Origin of the sequence: Oceanobacillus sp. FSL K6-2867, from assembly GCF_037963145.1 — a bacterium.
Lineage (GTDB): Bacteria > Bacillota > Bacilli > Bacillales > Amphibacillaceae > Oceanobacillus.
This window is the reverse complement of record NZ_CP150144.1, coordinates 2,005,777-2,025,788: the sequence shown is the minus strand read 5'-3', so window position 1 is coordinate 2,025,788 and position 20,012 is coordinate 2,005,777. Positions and strand designations below refer to the sequence as shown.

General features: G+C 39.5%; 18 protein-coding genes and 1 tRNA gene. 18 read left to right on the top strand and 1 reads right to left on the bottom strand.

The window, feature by feature from the left end:
- The first annotated feature begins 49 nt into the window (after positions 1 to 49).
- The 17 genes from ispE to NSQ77_RS09985 all read left to right on the top strand — a co-directional run bounded on the left by ispE (position 50) and on the right by NSQ77_RS09985 (position 16,393).
- Entirely contained in the window at positions 50 to 910 is an 861-nt protein-coding gene (ispE, locus tag NSQ77_RS10065; protein ID WP_339230746.1) for a 4-(cytidine 5'-diphospho)-2-C-methyl-D-erythritol kinase, read from the top strand.
- 65 nt (positions 911 to 975) lie between these two features.
- The gene (purR, locus tag NSQ77_RS10060; protein WP_339230744.1) at positions 976 to 1,800 is read left to right on the top strand and encodes a pur operon repressor; all 825 of its coding nucleotides are present in this window, start codon (positions 976 to 978) and stop codon (positions 1,798 to 1,800) included.
- A gap of 165 nt (positions 1,801 to 1,965) precedes the next feature.
- Positions 1,966 to 2,256, top strand: coding sequence for a septation regulator SpoVG (gene spoVG, locus NSQ77_RS10055; RefSeq protein WP_010648994.1), 291 nt, complete (start codon positions 1,966 to 1,968; stop codon positions 2,254 to 2,256).
- Between the two features lie 262 nt (positions 2,257 to 2,518).
- Positions 2,519 to 3,898, top strand: coding sequence for a bifunctional UDP-N-acetylglucosamine diphosphorylase/glucosamine-1-phosphate N-acetyltransferase GlmU (glmU, locus tag NSQ77_RS10050; protein WP_339230741.1), 1,380 nt, complete (start codon positions 2,519 to 2,521; stop codon positions 3,896 to 3,898).
- A gap of 15 nt (positions 3,899 to 3,913) precedes the next feature.
- On the top strand, positions 3,914 to 4,867 hold the full coding sequence (locus NSQ77_RS10045; protein WP_339230739.1) for a ribose-phosphate diphosphokinase: 954 nt from the start codon (positions 3,914 to 3,916) through the stop codon (positions 4,865 to 4,867).
- A 186-nt stretch (positions 4,868 to 5,053) separates the two neighbouring features.
- Complete coding sequence (locus tag NSQ77_RS10040; RefSeq protein WP_339230737.1) at positions 5,054 to 5,689, top strand: 50S ribosomal protein L25/general stress protein Ctc; 636 nt, start codon at positions 5,054 to 5,056, stop codon at positions 5,687 to 5,689.
- 103 nt (positions 5,690 to 5,792) lie between these two features.
- Positions 5,793 to 6,356 carry an aminoacyl-tRNA hydrolase gene (gene pth / locus NSQ77_RS10035; protein ID WP_339230735.1) on the top strand — a complete coding sequence of 188 codons (564 nt, stop codon included), beginning with the start codon at positions 5,793 to 5,795 and terminating at the stop codon, positions 6,354 to 6,356.
- 103 nt (positions 6,357 to 6,459) lie between these two features.
- Positions 6,460 to 6,690: an anti-sigma-F factor Fin family protein gene (locus NSQ77_RS10030; RefSeq protein ID WP_339230733.1), complete on the top strand. Its 231-nt coding sequence runs from the start codon at positions 6,460 to 6,462 to the stop codon at positions 6,688 to 6,690.
- 170 nt (positions 6,691 to 6,860) lie between these two features.
- On the top strand, positions 6,861 to 10,385 hold the full coding sequence (gene mfd / locus NSQ77_RS10025) for a transcription-repair coupling factor (protein ID WP_339230731.1): 3,525 nt from the start codon (positions 6,861 to 6,863) through the stop codon (positions 10,383 to 10,385).
- Positions 10,386 to 10,549: 164 nt separating this feature from the next.
- A complete protein-coding gene (spoVT, locus tag NSQ77_RS10020) occupies positions 10,550 to 11,083 on the top strand; it encodes a stage V sporulation protein T (protein ID WP_339230729.1) in 534 nt (177 codons plus the stop codon).
- 203 nt (positions 11,084 to 11,286) lie between these two features.
- Positions 11,287 to 12,876, top strand: coding sequence for a polysaccharide biosynthesis protein (locus tag NSQ77_RS10015; protein WP_339230727.1), 1,590 nt, complete (start codon positions 11,287 to 11,289; stop codon positions 12,874 to 12,876).
- Complete coding sequence (mazG, locus tag NSQ77_RS10010) at positions 12,873 to 14,327, top strand: nucleoside triphosphate pyrophosphohydrolase (protein ID WP_339230726.1); 1,455 nt, start codon at positions 12,873 to 12,875, stop codon at positions 14,325 to 14,327. The genes NSQ77_RS10015 and mazG overlap by 4 nt, the downstream gene beginning before the upstream one ends.
- 5 nt (positions 14,328 to 14,332) lie before the next feature.
- The gene (locus tag NSQ77_RS10005) at positions 14,333 to 14,590 is read left to right on the top strand and encodes an RNA-binding S4 domain-containing protein (protein ID WP_339230724.1); all 258 of its coding nucleotides are present in this window, start codon (positions 14,333 to 14,335) and stop codon (positions 14,588 to 14,590) included.
- A gap of 54 nt (positions 14,591 to 14,644) precedes the next feature.
- Positions 14,645 to 14,950, top strand: a complete 306-nt coding sequence (yabP, locus tag NSQ77_RS10000) for a sporulation protein YabP (protein ID WP_339230722.1) — start codon at positions 14,645 to 14,647, stop codon at positions 14,948 to 14,950.
- Positions 14,947 to 15,555 (top strand): spore cortex biosynthesis protein YabQ, encoded by a 609-nt coding sequence (yabQ, locus tag NSQ77_RS09995; protein WP_339230720.1) that lies wholly within the window; start codon positions 14,947 to 14,949, stop codon positions 15,553 to 15,555. Before yabP ends, yabQ begins: the two co-directional genes overlap by 4 nt.
- 4 nt (positions 15,556 to 15,559) lie before the next feature.
- Positions 15,560 to 15,940, top strand: coding sequence for a septum formation initiator family protein (locus NSQ77_RS09990; protein ID WP_339230718.1), 381 nt, complete (start codon positions 15,560 to 15,562; stop codon positions 15,938 to 15,940).
- A 69-nt stretch (positions 15,941 to 16,009) separates the two neighbouring features.
- Positions 16,010 to 16,393 (top strand): S1 domain-containing RNA-binding protein, encoded by a 384-nt coding sequence (locus NSQ77_RS09985; protein ID WP_339230716.1) that lies wholly within the window; start codon positions 16,010 to 16,012, stop codon positions 16,391 to 16,393.
- Positions 16,394 to 17,041: 648 nt separating this feature from the next.
- Here the strand turns inward: NSQ77_RS09985 and NSQ77_RS09980 are convergent.
- Positions 17,042 to 17,115 (bottom strand) — tRNA-Met (locus NSQ77_RS09980).
- Between the two features lie 383 nt (positions 17,116 to 17,498).
- Between NSQ77_RS09980 and spoIIE the strand changes: the two genes are divergently transcribed.
- Entirely contained in the window at positions 17,499 to 19,955 is a 2,457-nt protein-coding gene (gene spoIIE, locus NSQ77_RS09975) for a stage II sporulation protein E (RefSeq protein ID WP_339230714.1), read from the top strand.
- The last annotated feature ends 57 nt before the right edge of the window (positions 19,956 to 20,012 follow it).

Here is a 20,012-nt window from a genome sequence, read left to right as displayed (position 1 = left end):
TTAATATGGTACAATTATTTATATTTTTTAGTACGTGGCAAAGTAGGTGATGATAGTGACGATTATATTGGAAAAGGCCCCTGCAAAAATTAATTTATCCCTTGATGTATTAAGAAAACGAATCGATGGGTATCATGATGTAGAAATGATAATGACAACAATTGATTTAGCTGATCGCATTGAATTGTATGCATTGGAAGAGGATAAAATTGAGATCTCGCTTGAGAGCAGGTATGTGCCAAATGATGAACGGAACCTGGCATATAAAGCTGCACGTGCTTTTAAAGATACCTATGGGATTAAGAAAGGCGTCCATATCAATATGGAAAAACATATACCGGTGTCAGCGGGTCTTGGAGGAGGGAGTACGGATGCGGCAGCGGTACTAAGAGGGCTCAATCGATTATGGTCATTAAACATCTCACTTGATGAACTGGCAGAGCTTGGGTCTGCAATAGGCGCGGATGTAGCGTTTTGTGTCTATGGCAACACTGCAATTGCCCGGGGCTATGGTGAAAAGATTGAAAAACTGGCCTCGCCGCCTCCATGCTGGGTAGTTTTAGCAAAGCCAGATATCGGTGTATCGACCAGAACAATTTTTGGACAAGTGAACGTGGAGAAACTTAGCCACCCTAATACAAATCAGATACTGCAAGCTATCGAAGGCCAGGATTTCAATAAACTTTGCCGTCATATTGGCAACTCGCTGGAATCTATTACGTTTGCACTTCACCCAGAAGTGGAACGTATTAAAGAAGCGATGATCCAAGCAGGAGCAACGGGTGTTTTAATGAGCGGGAGTGGCCCAACAATTTATGGATTGGTTGAGCATCAAAGTAAAGCAAAGCGAATTTATAACGGAATGCGCGGATTTTGTGATGAGGTTTATCTTGTCCGGTTATTAGGGTAAATATTGCCAAAACACGTATGAAAATGATATATTATTAATTAAATATACGGTTTTGAGGTGTGAAAATGAAAAGAAGCAACCGGTTAGTTGTTTTGACTGATTTCTTTCTGGAGAACCCACGAAAACATATACAATTACCTTATTTTGTGGAATTATGTGATACAACAAAGTCTTCTATCAGTGAAGACCTTGATATAATACATGCTGTTTTTCAAAGTCAGGGCATGGGATTTTTGCAACGATCCACTGGGGCTGGTGGAGGTGTGAAATACATCCCTGAATATTCACAGGAAAAAAATATGCAATTTATTGAGGAACTGCGCAGAAAATTGGAAGACCCAGGCAGGATATTACCAGGTGGGTATCTTTACATGAGTGATTTACTTGGCGATCCGAAAACCGTCAGAGAAATTGGACGTGTATTTGCATCGAAGTTTTCCAAAATGGATATAGATGTAATTGTTACAGTTGCCACAAAGGGAATTCCTTTGGCATATGCTGTGGCCTCTTTCCTCAATGTGCCAGTAGTCATCGCCAGGAGGGACCCGAAAGTAACAGAAGGGTCATCCGTAAGCATTAACTATGTCTCTGGTTCGTCCAGGAAAATACAGACAATGGTATTACCAAAACGCAGCCTGGAAGAGGGAGCGAATGTGTGCATCATTGATGACTTCATGAAAGCAGGCGGTACAATTACTGGAATGATTAATCTGTTATCTGAATTCGATGCCCGTGTTCAAGCGATTGGTGTTCTCGCTGAAGCAGACGACGACGAAGAAGAACGAATCGTTGATAATTACACATCACTTGTCAAAATATCGAATGTAGACATAAGACATCATACGATTGAGATACAAGCAGGTAATTTTGTAGACCTTGCCAGTTTTTAAATGCCCCCCAATTGATATAGAACGAGTTCTGAAAGGCCAACCACCTTTTTCTAAAAAATATCCTTTTTTAAAATATTTAACTTTTTTTATATTTTAAGCAGGAATTTTATTTCTTTTGTTGAACTAGTTACAGTAAGTTCAAATGGGAAAAGGTGGTGAAACATCATGGAAGTAACAGACGTTAGATTACGCCGCGTTAATACAGAGGGCAGAATGCGAGCAATTGCATCTATTACGTTAGATCAGGAATTTGTAGTCCACGACATCCGTGTCATTGATGGAAATAACGGACTGTTTGTGGCAATGCCATCTAAAAGAACTCCTGATGGCGAATTTCGCGATATTGCACACCCGATAAACTCAGGTACTCGTTCTAAAATTCAGGATGCGGTGCTGGAAGAATATCGCCGGGCAGGAGAAAGTGAAGTTAAATACGAAGAGGCGGGAGCTTCCTAAATCGTCATGATTATATTAAAAAGGGGTCTAATCTGTTTAAGGGTTAGCCTTTTTTCTTTTGGTAAATGTTGACACATAAATAGAAAGTATGCATCCACCACTTATTAAGATGCTTCCCTAGTATCCAACTAACCTCATTTTGACAAATGCCATTGGTTCATTCGCTCCGCTCAAAGTGATTTCCTCCCCCTAACCTGTTGAAATCAAACGTTTTTTACGATATATTTTAAAATGGATAATTAGAAAACCTGGAGGTTACCTTATGAATAATCGTTATGCTGTTATTTTGGCGGCGGGTCAAGGGACGAGAATGAAATCAAAGCTTTATAAAGTGTTACACCCAGTCGCTGGACGTCCGATGGTAAAGCATGTAATAGATCAATTAAATACCGTTAATTTAGATAAAATGATAACTATAGTTGGCTTTGGCGCCGAAAAGGTAAAAGAGCATATTGGGCACGTCAGTGAATTTGCAATACAGGAAAAACAGCTGGGCACAGGCCATGCGGTATTGCAAGCAGAGGACTTACTGAAAGATAAACAAGGTACAACTATTGTTGCTTGTGGTGATACGCCTTTAATCACTGGAGAGACCTATCAAGCATTATTTGCCTATCATGAACAGCAAGGTGCAAGTGCTACAATCTTGACAGCAAAGACAGAGAATCCAGCAGGCTATGGCAGAGTTATTCGGAATGAATCGAACGAAGTAGAGCGTATTGTTGAGCACAAAGATGCAAATGAGTCAGAGCTGCTTGTTAACGAAATCAATACGGGAACCTATTGTTTTGATAATGAGGCACTTTTTGCTGCATTGCAGGAGGTATCGAATGATAACGCACAAGGCGAGTATTATTTGCCGGATGTCATCGAAATTTTGCGAAACAAAGGCAAGAAAATAAGTGCATATTTAACACCTGATTTTGATGAAACATTAGGGGTTAATGATCGAGTTGCACTTGCACAGGCAGAAAAGACAATGAAAAAGCGTATTAATGAAATGCATATGCGAAACGGTGTTGCGATTATCGACCCAGATAATACATACATTGAGCCAGATGTTGTGATTGAGTCTGATGTTATTATACATCCAGGAACAGTTTTAAAAGGAACGACGACAATTAAAACAAATGCAGAAATTGGTCCCAATAGCGAGATTAACAGCTGTTATATTGGCGAAAGCACAGTTGTGAAGCATAGCGTGGCAAATGACAGTAAGATTGGGGACCGTGTTAATATTGGTCCATTCGCGCATGTCAGACCAGACTCAACAATTGGAAATGACGCAAAACTAGGTAACTTCGTTGAAATAAAAAAGACATCACTTGGTGATCACAGCAAGGTATCACACCTAAGTTATATTGGTGATGCACATGTAGGAAGCAATGTGAATGTTGGTTGTGGTACAATAACAGTAAACTATGATGGAACAAAGAAGTTTTTGACAACAATTGAGGACGATGCATTTATTGGCTGTAACTCCAATCTCATCGCACCTGTAACGATCGGAAAAGGATCTTATGTTGCCGCAGGATCTACAATCACAAACGATGTCCCTGAAGATGCCTTATCCATCGCAAGAGCAAGACAAACGAATAAAGACGGCTACGCAGCAAATTTTAAAAATAGAAAAAAAGATTAACGGAGGTTATATTTCATGGCATCTAGCTATAAGGATTCATCGTTGAAGGTATTGTCGCTGAATTCCAACCCTAAATTAGCAGCTGATATTGCTGCTCATATTGGAACGACACTAGGAAAATGTACCGTATCCACATTCAGCGATGGTGAAGTGCAAATCAATATTGAAGAAAGTGTTCGTGGTTGTGACGTTTATGTCATCCAATCTACTTGTGCTCCCGTTAATCAGCATATTATGGAATTGCTTATTATGATTGATGCTTTAAAGCGTGCTTCAGCAAAATCAATCAATATTGTCATGCCTTATTATGGGTATGCAAGGCAGGACCGTAAGGCAAGATCACGTGAACCGATTGCAGCTAAACTGGTTGCAGATTTAATCGAAACCGCGGGTGCAAATCGCGTGATTACACTAGACTTACATGCACCACAAATTCAAGGCTTCTTTGATATTCCAATCGACCATTTACAGGGTGTCCCAATTCTATCCGATTACTTTGAAGAAAAACAGCTTGATGATTTGATCATTGTTTCTCCAGATCATGGAGGAGTTACACGTGCGCGTAAAATGGCAGATCGCCTAAAAGCTCCAATTGGAATTATTGATAAAAGACGACCACGTCCAAACGTTGCTGAAATCATGAATATCATTGGCAATATTGAAGGAAAGACGGCTATTTTAATTGATGACATTATCGATACTGCAGGAACAATTACACTTGCTGCGAACGCTTTAGTAGAAAATGGAGCGAAAGAAGTGTATGCTTGTTGTACACACCCTGTATTATCTGGTCCAGCAATTGAGCGGATTAACAATTCACAGATTAAAGAACTTGTCATTACGAATAGTATTCCACTTCCGGAAGAAAAGCATAGTGATAAAATTAGTGCTTTATCTGTAGCACCACTCTTAGCAGAAGCTATCGTGCGTGTGCATGAATTACAATCTGTAAGTATCTTATTTGATTAATGGTTTAGATCGACCGATTTTCGGGAATTAATTATATTGACAGTTTTTTTTAACTCCGTGATTTACACATATTTGTTTTTATGTTTTAGAAATAAAGTATGAACGAAGGCAAAGCACAACGGTTAGCATAATTTTGCTACGGATTCAGTGACTGCGCTTGATTAAAAATTTTGGAGGATGATGAACATGGCAGTAAAATTAAAAGCAGCGAAACGGGAAAGTCTTAAAAAATCAGCAAATAAAGTAGTTAGACTAAGTGGACAAGTTCCCGCAGTAGTCTACGGGAAAAATAAAGAATCAAAGAATGTAGCAGTCGATAGTGTCGAGTTATTAAAGACAGTTCGTGACGAGGGGAGAAACGCAATTATTTCACTCGATATCGAAAATGATAGCTCGGTTGATGTTATGTTACATGAATATCAAATGGATCCAATTAAAGATGAGTTAATTCATGTCGATTTCTATGTAGTAAATATGTCACAGGAAATGGACGTAGCTGTAGCTATTCGGTTAGATGGGGAAGCACCAGGCTCTAAAGAAGGTGGAGTCTTGCAGCAGCCATTATATGAAATCCAGGTTCGCGCAAAACCAGGTGATATTCCTGAAGAAATCGCAGTTGATGTTTCCTCGCTTGGTTTAGGGGAAGGCCTAACAGTCGGCGATTTAAAAGTTACAGGAAACTTTGAAATTTTAGAAGACCCGGAAACAACAGTTGTTACAATTGTAGCACCTGACACGGTAGAAGATATTGAACAGGCTTCAGATGAAGATGCTGAACCAGAGGTAGTTGGTTCTGAGAAGAAGGAATCAGAAGAAGCATAACAACGATATGAAATAACAACATGTACCCTCCTTTAAGATGCTGGTAGTATATTCTTAGTAGGAGGGGTTGTTGTATTGAATCCTTCTTTAGGAGGAAGTTACGATGAAATGTATTGTAGGATTAGGGAATCCTGGTAAAAAATATGAGAAAACACGTCATAATATTGGTTTTATGGTGATTGATGAATTATTAAATCGCCATAATTGGAAATTGGATAAAACAAAATTTAAAGGGGATTATGCGCTGGAGAACTACACAGGTGAAAAGCTTATACTTCTTCAACCGCAGACATATATGAATCTTTCTGGTGAGTCCATTCGTCCATTAATGGATTATTATGATGTTGATTTAGAAGATGTTCTGGTAATTTATGATGATTTAGATCTTCCAACAGGGAAAATTCGTCTTCGCCAAAAAGGAGGACATGGTGGACATAATGGTGTAAGATCAACGATAGCTCATTTAGGGACAAAGGAATTTAAACGAATTCGCCTTGGAGTTGGCAGACCAGTATCACCAATCCCCGTGGTGGACTACGTGCTTGGCTCTTTTCCGAAAGAGGAAAAGGCAGATGTTGAGCATAGTATCGGGCAGGCGGCAGATGCTTGTGAATCATGGTTAGCAGGGAAAGCATTTATTGAAGTAATGAATGATTATAATAATTGATACATAAGCTTATAGAGATTAGCTTTCTAAGTAAATGTATAAAATAAGCCCAGCAGGATAAACTTTTACTAGCAGTTGAATGTTTATTCGGGGTGATAAATTTATGACAATTATATATCGGTGCAGGCATTGCGGGCAAACCATTGGAAAGCTGGAGCAGAAGGTTATCGATACAGCAATGCTGGGTTTAAATCAATTAAACAAGAAAGAACAAGAAGAAATGATCCATTATGATGGAGATGGAAATATGCAAATAAAAACGATTTGTGAAGACTGTGAGCATGCTCTAGGACAGCATCCCAATTATCATGAATTGGATTATTTTATACAATAACATAAGCAGCAAAAGCTTTGGTTGGATAAACCAAGGCATTTTTGCGCTTATTATGCGATGCCAAAAGGAAGATGAAAGGGACCATAATTTCGACGAAGAAATTTCGATATGTCATTTTCAGCGAGCTTTTTGAACAATCGTTTATATACATGTTTAAGAGGAGTTTGACGATGAAGGGTATTAATCAATATTTACAATCAAAGGAAGATATCCAGTCGATTATTGATGGAATTAACAGCGGGATGCGTGAGCAGTTAATTGCGGGCCTATCAGGTTCTGCAAGGAGCATGCTTGTATCCGTAATCAATGAATCGATTAACAGGCCTGTGCTTTTGGTAACGCACCAACTGGTACAGGCCCAGCAGCTATATGATGACCTATCGGAGTTTATGGGGGAAGATGATGTACATTTATATCCCGTCAATGAATTGATAGCTTCTGAGATATCGATATCCAGTCCAGAACTTCGCAGTCAGCGGATTGAAGCACTGACAGCGTGGTCTGGCAAGAAATCAGGTATTCTTATTACGCCGGTAGCGGCATTAAAACGAATTTTGCCTCCTAAAAACTATTGGAGTAAATATCAGCTCAAATTTGAAACCGGGAAGGAAATAGCCATTGATGCTTATTTGTCTTCACTTGTAGATATGGGGTATGAACGGACTTCCATGGTTGCTACGCCTGGTGAATTCAGTCTTCGTGGTGGAATTATTGATATTTACCCAATTACCGAACAGCATCCATTTCGTATTGAACTATTTGATGAGGAAATTGATTCCATTCGCTATTTCGACGCAGAAACACAACGGTCGCTTGATCGGGTCGAGAATGTTACGATTGGCCCCGCTACAGAATTATTGCTGACGGACGAAGATGTCCTGGCAGCATCGAATAAACTTGAGGAAGCATATGCTGCAACACTAAAAAAAATGAAAGCATCAAATGCGAAAGAAAAGCTGATGGAAGTTATTGAACAGGATATAAGTCGGTTAAAGAATTTAGAACGCTTTCATGAAATGTATAAATACATCGGTTTTCTTTATGAAAACCCTGCTAGTTTATTAGATTACCTCGATCAGGATGGTCTTATCATACTGGATGAGATGAGCAGGATTCAAGAAACTGCAACACATTTGGATATGGAAGAGGCAGAATGGTATAGCAGTATGCTTGAATCTGGCCAAATGGTACAAAAAAGCAGGTTTTCTCTTGATTGGGATACAGTTGTGGATATGATCAGACAGCAGCGAATCTATATGTCTGTATTTTTACGTCATATACCAAATACGCAGCCACAGAATATTATTAATTTATCATCACGAGCGATGCAGGAATTTCATGGACAAATGCATTTATTTAAAACAGAGCTGCAAAGATGGGAAAAGAGTGACTTCTCAGTTGTGATTCTGGCTCCGAATGAAGAGCGAGCAGAGAAAATCCATTCCATATTAGCAGATTATGATATTGAAGCAGGTATTGCCTCAGACTTAAGGCTGCCAGTAGATCAGCCGACAATAGCGATTGGAAATATTACGAGCGGGATCGAACTCCCTATGCACAAGCTTTCCATTATTACAGAAAATGAACTATTCAAGAAACGTGTTAAGCGTACACGCAAGCAACAAAAGATTTCCAATGCAGAACGAATTAAAAGCTATCAGGAACTGAAAGTCGGTGACTATGTCGTCCATGCAAATCACGGTGTGGGAAAATACCTTGGAATCGAAACGCTTGAGGTAAATAATCTGCACAAAGATTATATGCTGCTCAAGTATTCTGGAGATGACAAGCTATTTGTCCCAATTGAACAAATTGATCTCGTACAGAAATTTGTCGGTTCAGAAGGTAAAGAACCGAAAGTGTATAAGCTAGGAGGAACAGAGTGGACTAAAGTGAAACGAAAGGTCCAATCCTCTGTTGAAGATATCGCAGATGATTTAATCAAGCTGTATGCAGAAAGAGAAGCAAAAAAAGGATTTGCATTTTCTGAGGATACTGAAATGCAGCGCGAATTTGAAGCATCCTTCCCATATCAGGAAACAGATGATCAGCTCCGTTGTATCGAGGAGATTAAGCAGGATATGGAACGAGAGCGGCCAATGGATCGCCTCCTCTGTGGTGATGTTGGTTACGGAAAAACAGAAGTAGCAATCCGAGCAGCATTTAAAGCAGTAGCAGATGGAAAACAAGTAGCATTACTTGTTCCAACAACGATTCTGGCACAGCAGCATTTCGAGACAATTCGCGAAAGGTTCCAGGATTATCCGATTAATATTGGCCTTTTGAGCCGATTCCGTACGAGAAAACAACAAACTGAAACGTTAAAAGGAGTTCGCCAAGGAACGGTCGATGTCGTAATAGGTACACATCGTCTCCTATCCAAGGATGTTGAATATCGTGATTTAGGCTTACTGATTGTCGATGAGGAACAGCGTTTTGGTGTAAAGCATAAAGAAAAAATTAAGCAACTGAAAACGAATGTTGATGTATTGACTTTAACAGCAACACCAATTCCAAGAACATTGCACATGTCAATGCTTGGTGTTCGTGACTTATCTGTTATTGAAACACCACCGGAAAATCGGTTCCCAATACAAACCTATGTGATGGAGCATAATCCGCTCTTTGTCCGAGAAGCAATTGAACGTGAGATGGCACGTGGCGGGCAAGTATTCTATCTCTATAACCGCGTTGAAAACATCGACAAGGTTGCTCGTGATATTGGTATGCTTGTCGATGATGCTCGAATTGCTGTTGCCCATGGTCAGATGAATGAAACAGAGCTTGAGAATGTTATTTTTGGTTTCCTGGAAGGAGAGTATGACGTTCTTGTCAGTACAACGATTATTGAGACGGGTGTTGACATTCCGAATGTTAATACACTGATTGTCAGCAATGCTGATCGAATGGGACTTAGTCAATTGTACCAATTGAGAGGTCGTGTTGGACGTTCGAATCGTGTTGCATATGCATACTTTACGTATCAAAAGGATAAAGTTTTGACAGAAGTAGCTGAAAAACGTCTGCAGGCAATCAAAGAGTTTACAGAACTTGGTTCAGGATTCAAAATCGCGATGCGTGACCTTTCCATTCGTGGAGCAGGTAACCTGCTTGGTGCACAGCAGCATGGGTTCATTGATTCTGTTGGGTTTGATATGTACTCACAAATGCTTAAGGACGCTATTGATGCACGAAAGGCTGGCAAGGAAATGGAGGATATTACACCATTTGAACCTGAGCTGGCACTGCAGATTGATGCCTATATTCCAGATGAGTATATTAAAGATGAGAAACAAAAAATTGATATTTACAAGCAGTTCCAAGCGATGGATACTGCAGAAGATGTTTCTGAGCTGAGGGATGAATTAATTGATCGGTTTGGCGATTATCCAGTAGAAGTAAGCAATCTCTTTACAGTCTCTTCGCTAAAAATGTATGCAAAAAGAGAACGTGTCGAGTCGATTACAGAACGGAATAAAAAGATTGTCATTCTTGTCGATGATGCACGCAGTCAGCAAATTGATGGCTCAAAGCTATTTGAAGTGGCGAATACGTTTGGACGTAATGTCGGTTTAGGTACGGAAAACAATAAATTGAAAATCTCCTTTAAGTGGACGAGTGAAACCGAGCATAGCAGATATGATCTCGTGGAAGCGTTTATTAAAAAACTAAACCGTGTTGATCGGGATAAATAAATTAAGATTTCAAAATAGAAATGGACTTCTTCTAAAATATATTTCCCATGGAATGTATAGTTATTTTTGGATGATTTATACTAAAACCACACCTGGTGATTTTTACACGTTAAGCAAACAAAAGAACATGAGTAAACATCATTAGAAAGTGAGGCTGCTTAGAGATGAAAGCAACAGGAATTGTACGTAGAATTGATGATTTAGGCAGAGTGGTTGTTCCAAAGGAAATTAGAAGAACGCTACGTATCCGTGAAGGAGATCCGCTCGAGATTTTCGTTGATCGGGAAGGAGAAGTTATTTTAAAGAAATATTCTCCTATTAATGAATTAGGGCACTTTGCCAAAGAGTACGCGGAAGCATTGTTTAACTCGCTTCACTCACCAGTACTTATCAGTGATCGAGATGAAGTTATTGCAATTGCTGGGGAATCGAAAAAGGATTATTTAAATAAAAGTATTGGCGATCCATTAACCCAAACAATTGATAAACGGTCGCAAATATTTGAAGTCGATCCCACGCAATTAGAGGTAATCGAAGGACAAGAGCAAGAGCTGCAATCTTACTGTATTAGCCCTATTATTGCAAATGGAGACCCTATTGGTTGTGTCATGATATTTTCCAAAGAGGAAAAGCTCAGCAAAGTAGAGCAGAAAGCTGCTGAAACTGCTGCCGTGTTCTTGGCCAAACAAATGGAATAGTACTTAATTTCATATGAGCTGTCTCTTAAGAGGACTTTTTATCCTTTCAGAGACAGTTTTTTTTATGTTATCAGTGGAAGTTTGCAGATAAATAACCGAAGTAGAGCATTACAGGATTAAACCTCTGATACCTCTTCCAGTCATTATTTGGCTCTTAACCTATGGTATACTAGTAGAAAATTTAAGTTAAAGGGCGCTTACGAATGAATGAGAATGAAACAAACAAACTGGTGAAAGGCGCATTGCTGCTGATGCTAGCAGGCCTCATCAGTAAAGTATTAAGTGCGGGCTACCGGGTTCCGTTACAGAACCTGACAGGCGATATAGGGTTTTATATTTATCAGCAGGTCTATCCGATCCTCGGAATTGCCTTGATGCTTGCATTATATGGATTTCCATCCGCGGTTTCTAAAATGACCGTTGAATTAAAAGCAGCAGGTAAAAGCTTATCTATACGCAGTTTTTATATTCCTGTTTTTTTGCTGTTAACAGCGTTCAATGGAGCCATATTTCTTTTTCTCCTTTTAAATGCGGATTCAATTGCTGAATGGGTCGGTGATTCTCATTTAAAACATACATATCGGTTAGCAGCATTCGCTTTCTTGCTTGTTCCTTTTACTGCCTTGCTGCGAGGTGTTTATCAAGGAAGCTATGAAATGAAGCCGACCGCCTATTCACAAATGATGGAGCAGGTTGTTCGTGTATGTATTATTATCGCAGCTGCAATATATGTAGCTTTTGGAGGTCATTCTTTATATGCGGTGGGGCTGGCAGCTGCAATTGCATCTATTTGCGGGGCTTGTGCAGCTATTGTTATTTTAATTATTTATACTCTGAAGCTTCGCCCATATTCAAAAGAGCGTTACGAAATACCCTGGAATTATTATGTGCGCACGTTGCTGATACTTGGAATTGTTGCTGCATTAAATCATATGGTGCTGCTCGTTATTCAGTTTGCGGATACATTCACATTAATTCCCGGTCTGAGAGCATATGGCTTAACACAGGTGGAAGCAATGGAGGCAAAAGGAATATTTGACCGTGGTCAGCCATTGATTCAGCTTGGAATTGTACTTGGTTCATCTTTTGCATTGGCATTGCTCCCATCCATTTCCAGGCAGAAGCTAAAAGACGAACCATCCACCTTTTATCCGTATATTCGAGGTGCGATGCTATTTAGTTTTTATCTGGCTATCGGTGCAACAATTGGATTAATCGCTATTTTCCCAGAGGCGAATCGATTATTATTCCAGAATGAAAAAGGTACATTTGCATTGCAGGTACTCGTAACTGCCATCTTTCTTTGCTCATTAGGAATCACAGCTGCATCTATCCTTCAAGGGTTAGGTCACATTAAACGAACAGCTGGATTTATACTTGTTGCATTTTTTGTAAAATGGGTTGGAAATCAATTAGTTGTGCCGATATGGGGAATAGGAGGGAGTGCAATAACTACGGTAGTCAGCTTATTAGTCCTCCTTTTGCTTGTTATGTACGAGTTAAGAAGGAAGTTGCCAGACCTGCGATTTTTTGAAAGGATTCGTTTTCCAGCACTTATTATCGGAAGTGTTTCAATGCTTGCTTTTATAGCCATTATGGATAGGCTATTTTCAGCTCAACTGTATGCTTCCCGTCTTGCCCTGCTCATATATATTGTATTTGTTGCAGTAGCTGGAGGGATGATTTTTATCATTTGTTTGCTGCGTTTTCGGGCTTTTACAAAAGAAGAGCTTCGAATGCTGCCGAAATCAGAGTTATTTATCCATTTTTATAAAGGGAGGAAAGAAACATGAGTAAAATCGAAATTATTGGCCTCGGTGCCGGTGATGTGAATCAACTGCCATTTGGCATCTATAAAAAATTAGTACAGGCAGAAGGGATTATCTATACTCGGACCTTAGACCATCCAGTTATTGAGTCCTTACAGGATGAAGGTGTGCGGTTTCAAGGTTTTGACCATATGTATGAGGAAGAGGAGCAGTTCGGTGCGGTATATGATCGGATAACGGGCACTTTAATGGAGCAGGTGAAAGAAGCAGACACAATTATTTATACTGTTCCAGGTCATCCAATGCTTGCAGAAAAAACGGTCCAGCTATTATTAGAGCAGACAGAAGCTGAGGTCGAAGTGATTGGTGGCCAAAGCTACTTAGATGATTTATTTACTTCGTTAAAAATTGACCCGATTGAAGGCTTTCAATTTGTAGATGGTACTTCCTTTACTCGAAATCAGCTGGATTACCGACATCATATTATTTTTTGCCAAGTATATGATCGCTTTGTTGCCTCGGAAGTAAAGCTTTCTCTGCTTGAGGATCTGCCGCCGGATTATGAAGTCACTATTATCGAAGCTGCAGGCAGCACCCAGGAAAAAATAACTAAAGTTCCTTTAGAAGAACTGGATCACACGATGGAAATTAGCAATTTAACGAGTGTCTATATTCCGCCGGCTCCCGAAAACTTATTGCACCACAAGTTCGATCGCTTACGAGAGGTAATGGCAATATTACGAGCTCCAGGAGGTTGTCCATGGGACAGAAAGCAAACGCATGAATCACTAAGGGAATATAGCATTGAAGAGGTTTATGAGCTTATTGATGCGATTGATGCTGAGGACGATTCTAATATCATTGAGGAATTGGGAGATATTCTAATGCACGTCGTTCTTCATAGCCAAATTGGTGAGGATGATGGTTACTTTACGATAGACGATGTGATTCGGTCAATTACAGATAAGATGATTTATCGTCACCCCCACGTATTTTCAGATACGAAGGTCAATTCTGTTGAAGATGTTAATCGAAATTGGGAAGAATTGAAGAAGGCAGAAAAAGGTGAGGAAAGAGACTCTGTGTTGGACGGCATTCCAAACCATCTTCCATCACTTGCGAAGGCTTTTAAACTGCAAAAGAAGGCAGCAAAGGTCGGTTTTGAATGGGAAGACGTTTCAGGTGTGTGGGAAAAGCTTGATGAGGAATTAAAAGAAGTCCAGGAAGCAATTGAAAAGGACACCATAAGAGAAATGGAAGATGAATTTGGTGATGTATTATTTGTGCTGGCAAATCTAGCAAGGTATTATAAAGTTAACCCAGAAATAGCATTAAACCGGGCAAATAAAAAATTCCAATCACGCTTTACGTATATTGAAGAACAGCTTAAGAAAAAAGGTATAGATATAAAGCAAGCCAGTCTTGAAGAAATGGATGCTTATTGGGATGAAGCAAAAGCAAAAGAAAGAGAGTGATGATCATGCGTTTGGATAAGTTTTTGAAAATATCTCGAATTATTAAGCGAAGAACGTTAGCAAAGGAAGTAGCTGACCAAGGACGAATCACCGTAAATGGCAATCAGGCAAAAGCTTCAACCGTCCTTTCTAAAGGAGACGAGCTTATTATTCGTTTTGGGCAAAAGCTTGTAACGGTAAAAGTGAACGACCTAAGAGAAACAGTGAAGAAGGATGAAGCAGAAACACTCTACACCATTGTGAAAGAAGAAAAAGCTGAATAGAGTTCTATACTTGTCCCTCCTATCATAAATTAATAGTGATAAGGAGGGCTTTCTATGAACTATTATGATAACAATAAAGAAACGGCTAATCGAGTGCAAACAGAGCATACGGTGAAGATGAATAATCGAAAGAACTTGGAGATATCCGGTGTAAAAGAAGTGGACAGTTTTGATAATGAAGAATTTCTGCTGGAAACGACAATGGGCTATTTAATTATTCGAGGGCAGAATTTGCAGCTGAAAAATCTTGATGTGACTGAAGGAATTGTAACAATAAAAGGTAAAATCTATGAGCTTTCCTATGTGGATGAACAGCAGCAGGAGAAAGCTAAAGGATTCTTTAGCAAGCTGTTCCGATGAGCCTGAGTATCCAGTTTTTAACAATGATCACAATGGTTTTAAGTGGCTTTTATTTGGGTATTGTTCAAGAAACCTTTCGCCGGCTGACATATTATTGGAAACGAAGGGTTTTTATAACCTACTTTTTAGAAATCAGCTTTTGGCTGACGCAAACTGCAATTATATTGTATGTATTATTCCGTGTGAATGCGGGGGAAATTAGGGTCTATGTGATATTGGCCTGCTTACTCGGATTTTCGATATATCAAGTTCTTGCGAAATCGACGTATAAACGGCTGCTGGAATGGATGATTCGTATTACAGCGGCAGTATACCGCTTTTTTAGCAATTTATTACACACATTAATTATTTCCCCTATTTCCTGGACTGTACGCACACTTTTTCGTCTTATCTTTTGGATGTTTACGCTTATCACTACAATAATACTTTTTATACTGAAAATAGCACTTACCCCATTTGTATGGATTGGAAAGGGGATTTACCAATTAATTCCCGACGGTTTTAAAAAAAATTTACACAAATTAGCAGGATTTTATAGTACAATGAAGAATATATGTTATAAAGGATATAAGAAATTGGAAAAGCTATTGTTTAAAAGGGGGTAGTGGCTTGTCATCAAAGAAAAAAACGGTAACAAGATTAGATTCGAATTATATGCAGCAGTACGACGCATACATAGAACGGCAGAAACGAAAAAAGCAGCGGTTAATTCGTCGTCTTGTGTTATTTTCTATCGTAGCAGCGATTGTAATTGGGGGCCTGACTTCATACCATATTAAACAGCGTGTACTTCAAGCAGAGAAGATAGAGCAGTACGAACAGTTACAGGACGAGCTTAAAGCACTAAAAGCAGAGGAAGCCAATTTAACTGAAGAAATTGAACTGCTTAATGATGAGGAATATGTGCTTGACATTGCGCGTACGAATTATTTCTTCTCGAAAAAAGGGGAATTGATTTTTAAAGTCCCGAATGAAGACCCCTCTTATTGACACTTTTTCAGTTGATGAATATACTATATGAGAACTACATTTAATCTTTTAAGGAGGAGCATTTTTTTTATGTCAATCGAAGTAGGCAGCAAGCTGCAAGGGAAAGTAACCGGAATTACTAATTTTGGAGCATTTGTAGAGCTAGAAGCAGGCAAAACAGGATTGGTCCATATTAGTGAGGTTGCTGACAACTATGTGAAAGACATTAATGAGCACTTAACTGTTGGCGATGAAGTCAAAGTTAAGGTCATTAATGTTGAGAAAGATGGTAAAATTGGTTTATCTATTAAAAAGGCAAAGGATCGACCAGTGCGCCAAAAAAGTACAAGAGAACGGACAGAAAATTTTGAAGCAAAAATGAATCGTTTTCTTAAAGATTCAGAGGATCGCTTAGCCTCTTTGAAGAAGCACACTGAATCCAAACGCGGGGGTCGAGGTGCTAGAAGAGGATAGCAGTTGCTGTCTATAGACAATGCTCTAATATAAATGAAACAGGTGCTGATCATATGATTGGGCCTGTTTTTTGTTTGCCCGAAACTTTTTCCAAAATGACTGGATTCTGATTATGGTTATACTCCTGCTTAAGAGTCTTTTTTTTATACGGAAAATATATAAACCTCTAACTAGTGTGCATTGAGAGATTGTGCGTATACCCGCTTCGGAAACACACTACGCGCATCTTAGGGTGACCTGACGCTTCTTGAACTATTGTTCTGCGAAGTCTCACTCTGGCCACGTTTCAGCAGGAGTCTTCGTGTGTTTCCTCAACTAGTACTGGTTAACTGGCTAATACGAACATGGTTTATCAAAATAAAATGTTGCTCTAACCAGTCTGGGTGAGTGGAGGGCGATGACTCCTCGAAAATAGGATATAAATGCTGTCGAAGCATTCTTTGTCCTGTGGAAACAGCACGTGTCTGAAGACTCGTAGGAAGTGGTTTTCTTCCGGAGAGGCTGAAGCCGTTGCCACGGAGAGCATTCGCCCGGAGCAATCCCCGAAGGCGATCGTTGCTCAGATTAAACAAATAATCATTAATCCGGAGTTTCTTTCAAATACGAAAAAAACCAATCGGCATGATATATCCGATTGGTTTTTTTTGATAGCGGCGGAGGGGATCGAACCCACGACCTCACGGGTATGAACCGTACGCTCTCGCCAGCTGAGCTACGCCGCCAAAATAAGTCAACAAAAAGTATATTACAACAGGAATTCATTTATGTCAATAGAATTTGTGAAATACTTTAATGAAAAGTGACTTTTCGTATCTATTTCAGATAAATTCTGGATTTGTTCTTCATTTTCCTTCACAACTTCAGCCATTTCGGCAAAAAAATCACGATAAATTCCGCTCCCTATCCATTTATTTATCAGCGGATAACTTTGCCAGCAGATGAAAAGCTAAATCCAACATATAAAAATAAAGATTTCCCCCTTTACTTGGTAAATGCCAAGTTTACTAAAAAGCAGTCGAACGATTTTTTGAATAAGCTCTGCGTTTTTGACAAAAAAAGAAAGTATAATATGGTTTACTATTCTGAAAGATAGGAGTGGTAAACGATGATGGAATCAATTCCAAGGGTTGAATCACGAGGATTTGGAGTAGAAAAAGAGGGACAAAAGGGTAAATGGCGGAAAGGAATGTATTTGAAGCTGAAAAGCATTCTTCTTGAACGTGGCTGGCTTTTCTATTTCGCGGGATTTTTACTTGGACGAGCTGTTATTTTATCTGCTGTATCACCATTTGCAATCGCATTTATTGCTTCCATGTGGTTCGTTCATCGGGAAAAGAGCCTTAAATCGATGCTTGCTGTCCTAGCAGGTGCATTAACCTACTCAATGACACATGCGATTTTTATCGGGGTTGCTATGCTGGTATTTATCTTCCTTGCAGCACTGGGAAAGCAGTTGAAAAATCAACAAGTTGTCTTACCACTGGCAGTGTTCGCTTCAACAACATTATCAAAAATGTTTTTGTACTCCGTGCGTGACACTATTACATCTTACGAATGGCTGCTGCTCGCAGTAGAAGGTGTCCTGGGAGCCGTTCTTGTATTGATATTTATGCAAAGCATTCCGCTTTTATCACCAAAAAGATATAAACCTGTACTAAAAAATGAAGAGATTGTCTGCATGATTATTTTAATTGCCTCTGTACTGACAGGAATGATTGGCTGGCAAATTTATGGAGCGTCTGCTGAACAGATTTTTTCCAGATATTTCGTTTTAATATTTGCATATATTGGTGGCGCTGCCATTGGGTCGACGGTTGGTGTTGTAGCAGGTCTAATCTTATCGCTCGCAAATGTGGCGAACCTTTATCAAATGAGTCTGCTCGCCTTTTCAGGGTTGCTTGGTGGTTTACTGAAAGAGGGTAAAAAGGTTGGGACGAGCATTGGTTTACTTGTTGGCACTGGGTTGATTAGTATCTATGGCGATGCTGTGACGTTAATCCCATCTCTTTTGGAATCATCAATTGCAATTCTGCTGTTTTTCCTGACTCCAGCATCATGGTTCAGCAGAATTTCCAGATATATACCTGGAACAGAAGAATATACCCATGAACAAGAACAGTATCTGCAGAAGGTTCGAAATGTGACAGCAAGAAGAGTTGGACAGTTTTCCGAAGTATTTCATGCACTATCAAAAAGCTTCTCAGTAACGCAAGCAGCATCAACCAGTGAACAGGAAGCAAAACGTGAAACGGATTATTTTCTGAGCCAGGTGACAGAAAAAACATGTCAAACTTGTTTTATGAAAGACAGGTGCTGGCAAAAGGCATTTGATCAAACATATTCATACATGGAAGAGATGAAAGAAGATATTACGAGTGGGCAGGAGCCGAATCGAAAAGTGATGCGGGAATTTGAAAACCATTGTGTGAAATCGAGAAAAGTAGTAGAAGCCATGAAAGAAGAGATGACCTTTTATGAAGCAAATCGCAAGCTGCGGCAACAGGTGTTGGAGAGTAAACGGCTCGTTGCTGACCAGCTGCAAGGTGTTTCGGAAGTGATGGATGACTTTGCGAAGGAAATTTTGAAGGAGCGCCAGCATCATGAATTACAGGAAACACAAATTATCCATGCATTAAAACATATGGGGATTGAGCTTGAGAAGGTGGATATTTATCAATTGGAAAAGGGTAATGTAGATATAGAAATAACTGCATCTTTCTACGAATATAGAGGAGAAGGGGCTAAATTAATTGCGCCTGTATTATCGGATATTTTGAATGAGATGATTATTGTAAAAGAGGAAGAGATTTCCCCGTTCCCGAATGGATATAGTCATTTGGCATTCGGATCAGCAAAGGAATATACAATCCAGACAGGGGCAGCGAGTGCAGCCAAGGGAGGTGGACTAGTTTCAGGCGATAGTTTTACTACCATTGAGCTTGGCGCAGGGAAATTTGCGATGGCGATCAGTGATGGGATGGGGAATGGAAAACGAGCAAGAGAAGAAAGTATGGAAACTTTACGCTTATTACAGCAAATCTTACAGACAGGGATTCCTGAGAAGGTCGCAATTAAATCGATTAATTCAATCCTATCTCTACGCACAACAGATGAAATGTTTGCAACACTTGATTTATCTGTAATGGATTTGCATGATGCCTCTGTTCGATTTCTGAAAATTGGATCAACGCCAAGCTTTATTAAACGAGGCAGCAAGATGATTAAAATAGAGGCAAGCAATTTGCCAATGGGGATTATTCAGGAGTTTGAAGTCGATATTGTAAGTGAACAGATGCATGAAGAGGACTTACTGATTATGATGAGTGACGGTATTTTTGAAGGACCGAGACATGTGGAAAATGTTGATCTGTGGCTGAAACGGAAAATTAGAGAGATGGCAACAGATGATCCCCAGGAAGTAGCAGATCTCCTTTTGGAGGAAGTTATTCGGACAAGGTCAGGAGAAATTAAAGATGATATGACTGTCCTCGTTGCTAAAATTGCGAAGAATAAACCGGAGTGGGCAGCAGTTCCAATCTATCGAAAAAAGGCTCTGTCATAATCCGGTGAAATGAAGCAAAACGATTCATGTTTACTCTATCTTTCTATGTATATTCTT

Excerpts from the sequence above, each read along its gene's own strand:
- purR (WP_339230744.1), top strand. The coding sequence starts at position 976 with ATGAAAAGAAGCAACCGGTTAGTTGTTTTGACTGATTTCTTTCTGGAG.
- mazG (WP_339230726.1), top strand. The coding sequence starts at position 12,873 with ATGAGTAAAATCGAAATTATTGGCCTCGGTGCCGGTGATGTGAATCAA.
- spoVG (WP_010648994.1), top strand. The coding sequence starts at position 1,966 with ATGGAAGTAACAGACGTTAGATTACGCCGCGTTAATACAGAGGGCAGA.
- spoVT (WP_339230729.1), top strand. The coding sequence starts at position 10,550 with ATGAAAGCAACAGGAATTGTACGTAGAATTGATGATTTAGGCAGAGTG.
- NSQ77_RS10045 (WP_339230739.1), top strand. The coding sequence starts at position 3,914 with ATGGCATCTAGCTATAAGGATTCATCGTTGAAGGTATTGTCGCTGAAT.
- spoIIE (WP_339230714.1), top strand. The coding sequence starts at position 17,499 with ATGATGGAATCAATTCCAAGGGTTGAATCACGAGGATTTGGAGTAGAA.
- yabQ (WP_339230720.1), top strand. The coding sequence starts at position 14,947 with ATGAGCCTGAGTATCCAGTTTTTAACAATGATCACAATGGTTTTAAGT.
- NSQ77_RS10030 (WP_339230733.1), top strand. The coding sequence starts at position 6,460 with ATGACAATTATATATCGGTGCAGGCATTGCGGGCAAACCATTGGAAAG.
- NSQ77_RS09985 (WP_339230716.1), top strand. The coding sequence starts at position 16,010 with ATGTCAATCGAAGTAGGCAGCAAGCTGCAAGGGAAAGTAACCGGAATT.
- NSQ77_RS10040 (WP_339230737.1), top strand. The coding sequence starts at position 5,054 with ATGGCAGTAAAATTAAAAGCAGCGAAACGGGAAAGTCTTAAAAAATCA.
- yabP (WP_339230722.1), top strand. The coding sequence starts at position 14,645 with ATGAACTATTATGATAACAATAAAGAAACGGCTAATCGAGTGCAAACA.
- glmU (WP_339230741.1), top strand. The coding sequence starts at position 2,519 with ATGAATAATCGTTATGCTGTTATTTTGGCGGCGGGTCAAGGGACGAGA.
- ispE (WP_339230746.1), top strand. The coding sequence starts at position 50 with ATGATAGTGACGATTATATTGGAAAAGGCCCCTGCAAAAATTAATTTA.
- mfd (WP_339230731.1), top strand. The coding sequence starts at position 6,861 with ATGAAGGGTATTAATCAATATTTACAATCAAAGGAAGATATCCAGTCG.
- NSQ77_RS10005 (WP_339230724.1), top strand. The coding sequence starts at position 14,333 with ATGCGTTTGGATAAGTTTTTGAAAATATCTCGAATTATTAAGCGAAGA.
- NSQ77_RS10015 (WP_339230727.1), top strand. The coding sequence starts at position 11,287 with ATGAATGAGAATGAAACAAACAAACTGGTGAAAGGCGCATTGCTGCTG.
- pth (WP_339230735.1), top strand. The coding sequence starts at position 5,793 with ATGAAATGTATTGTAGGATTAGGGAATCCTGGTAAAAAATATGAGAAA.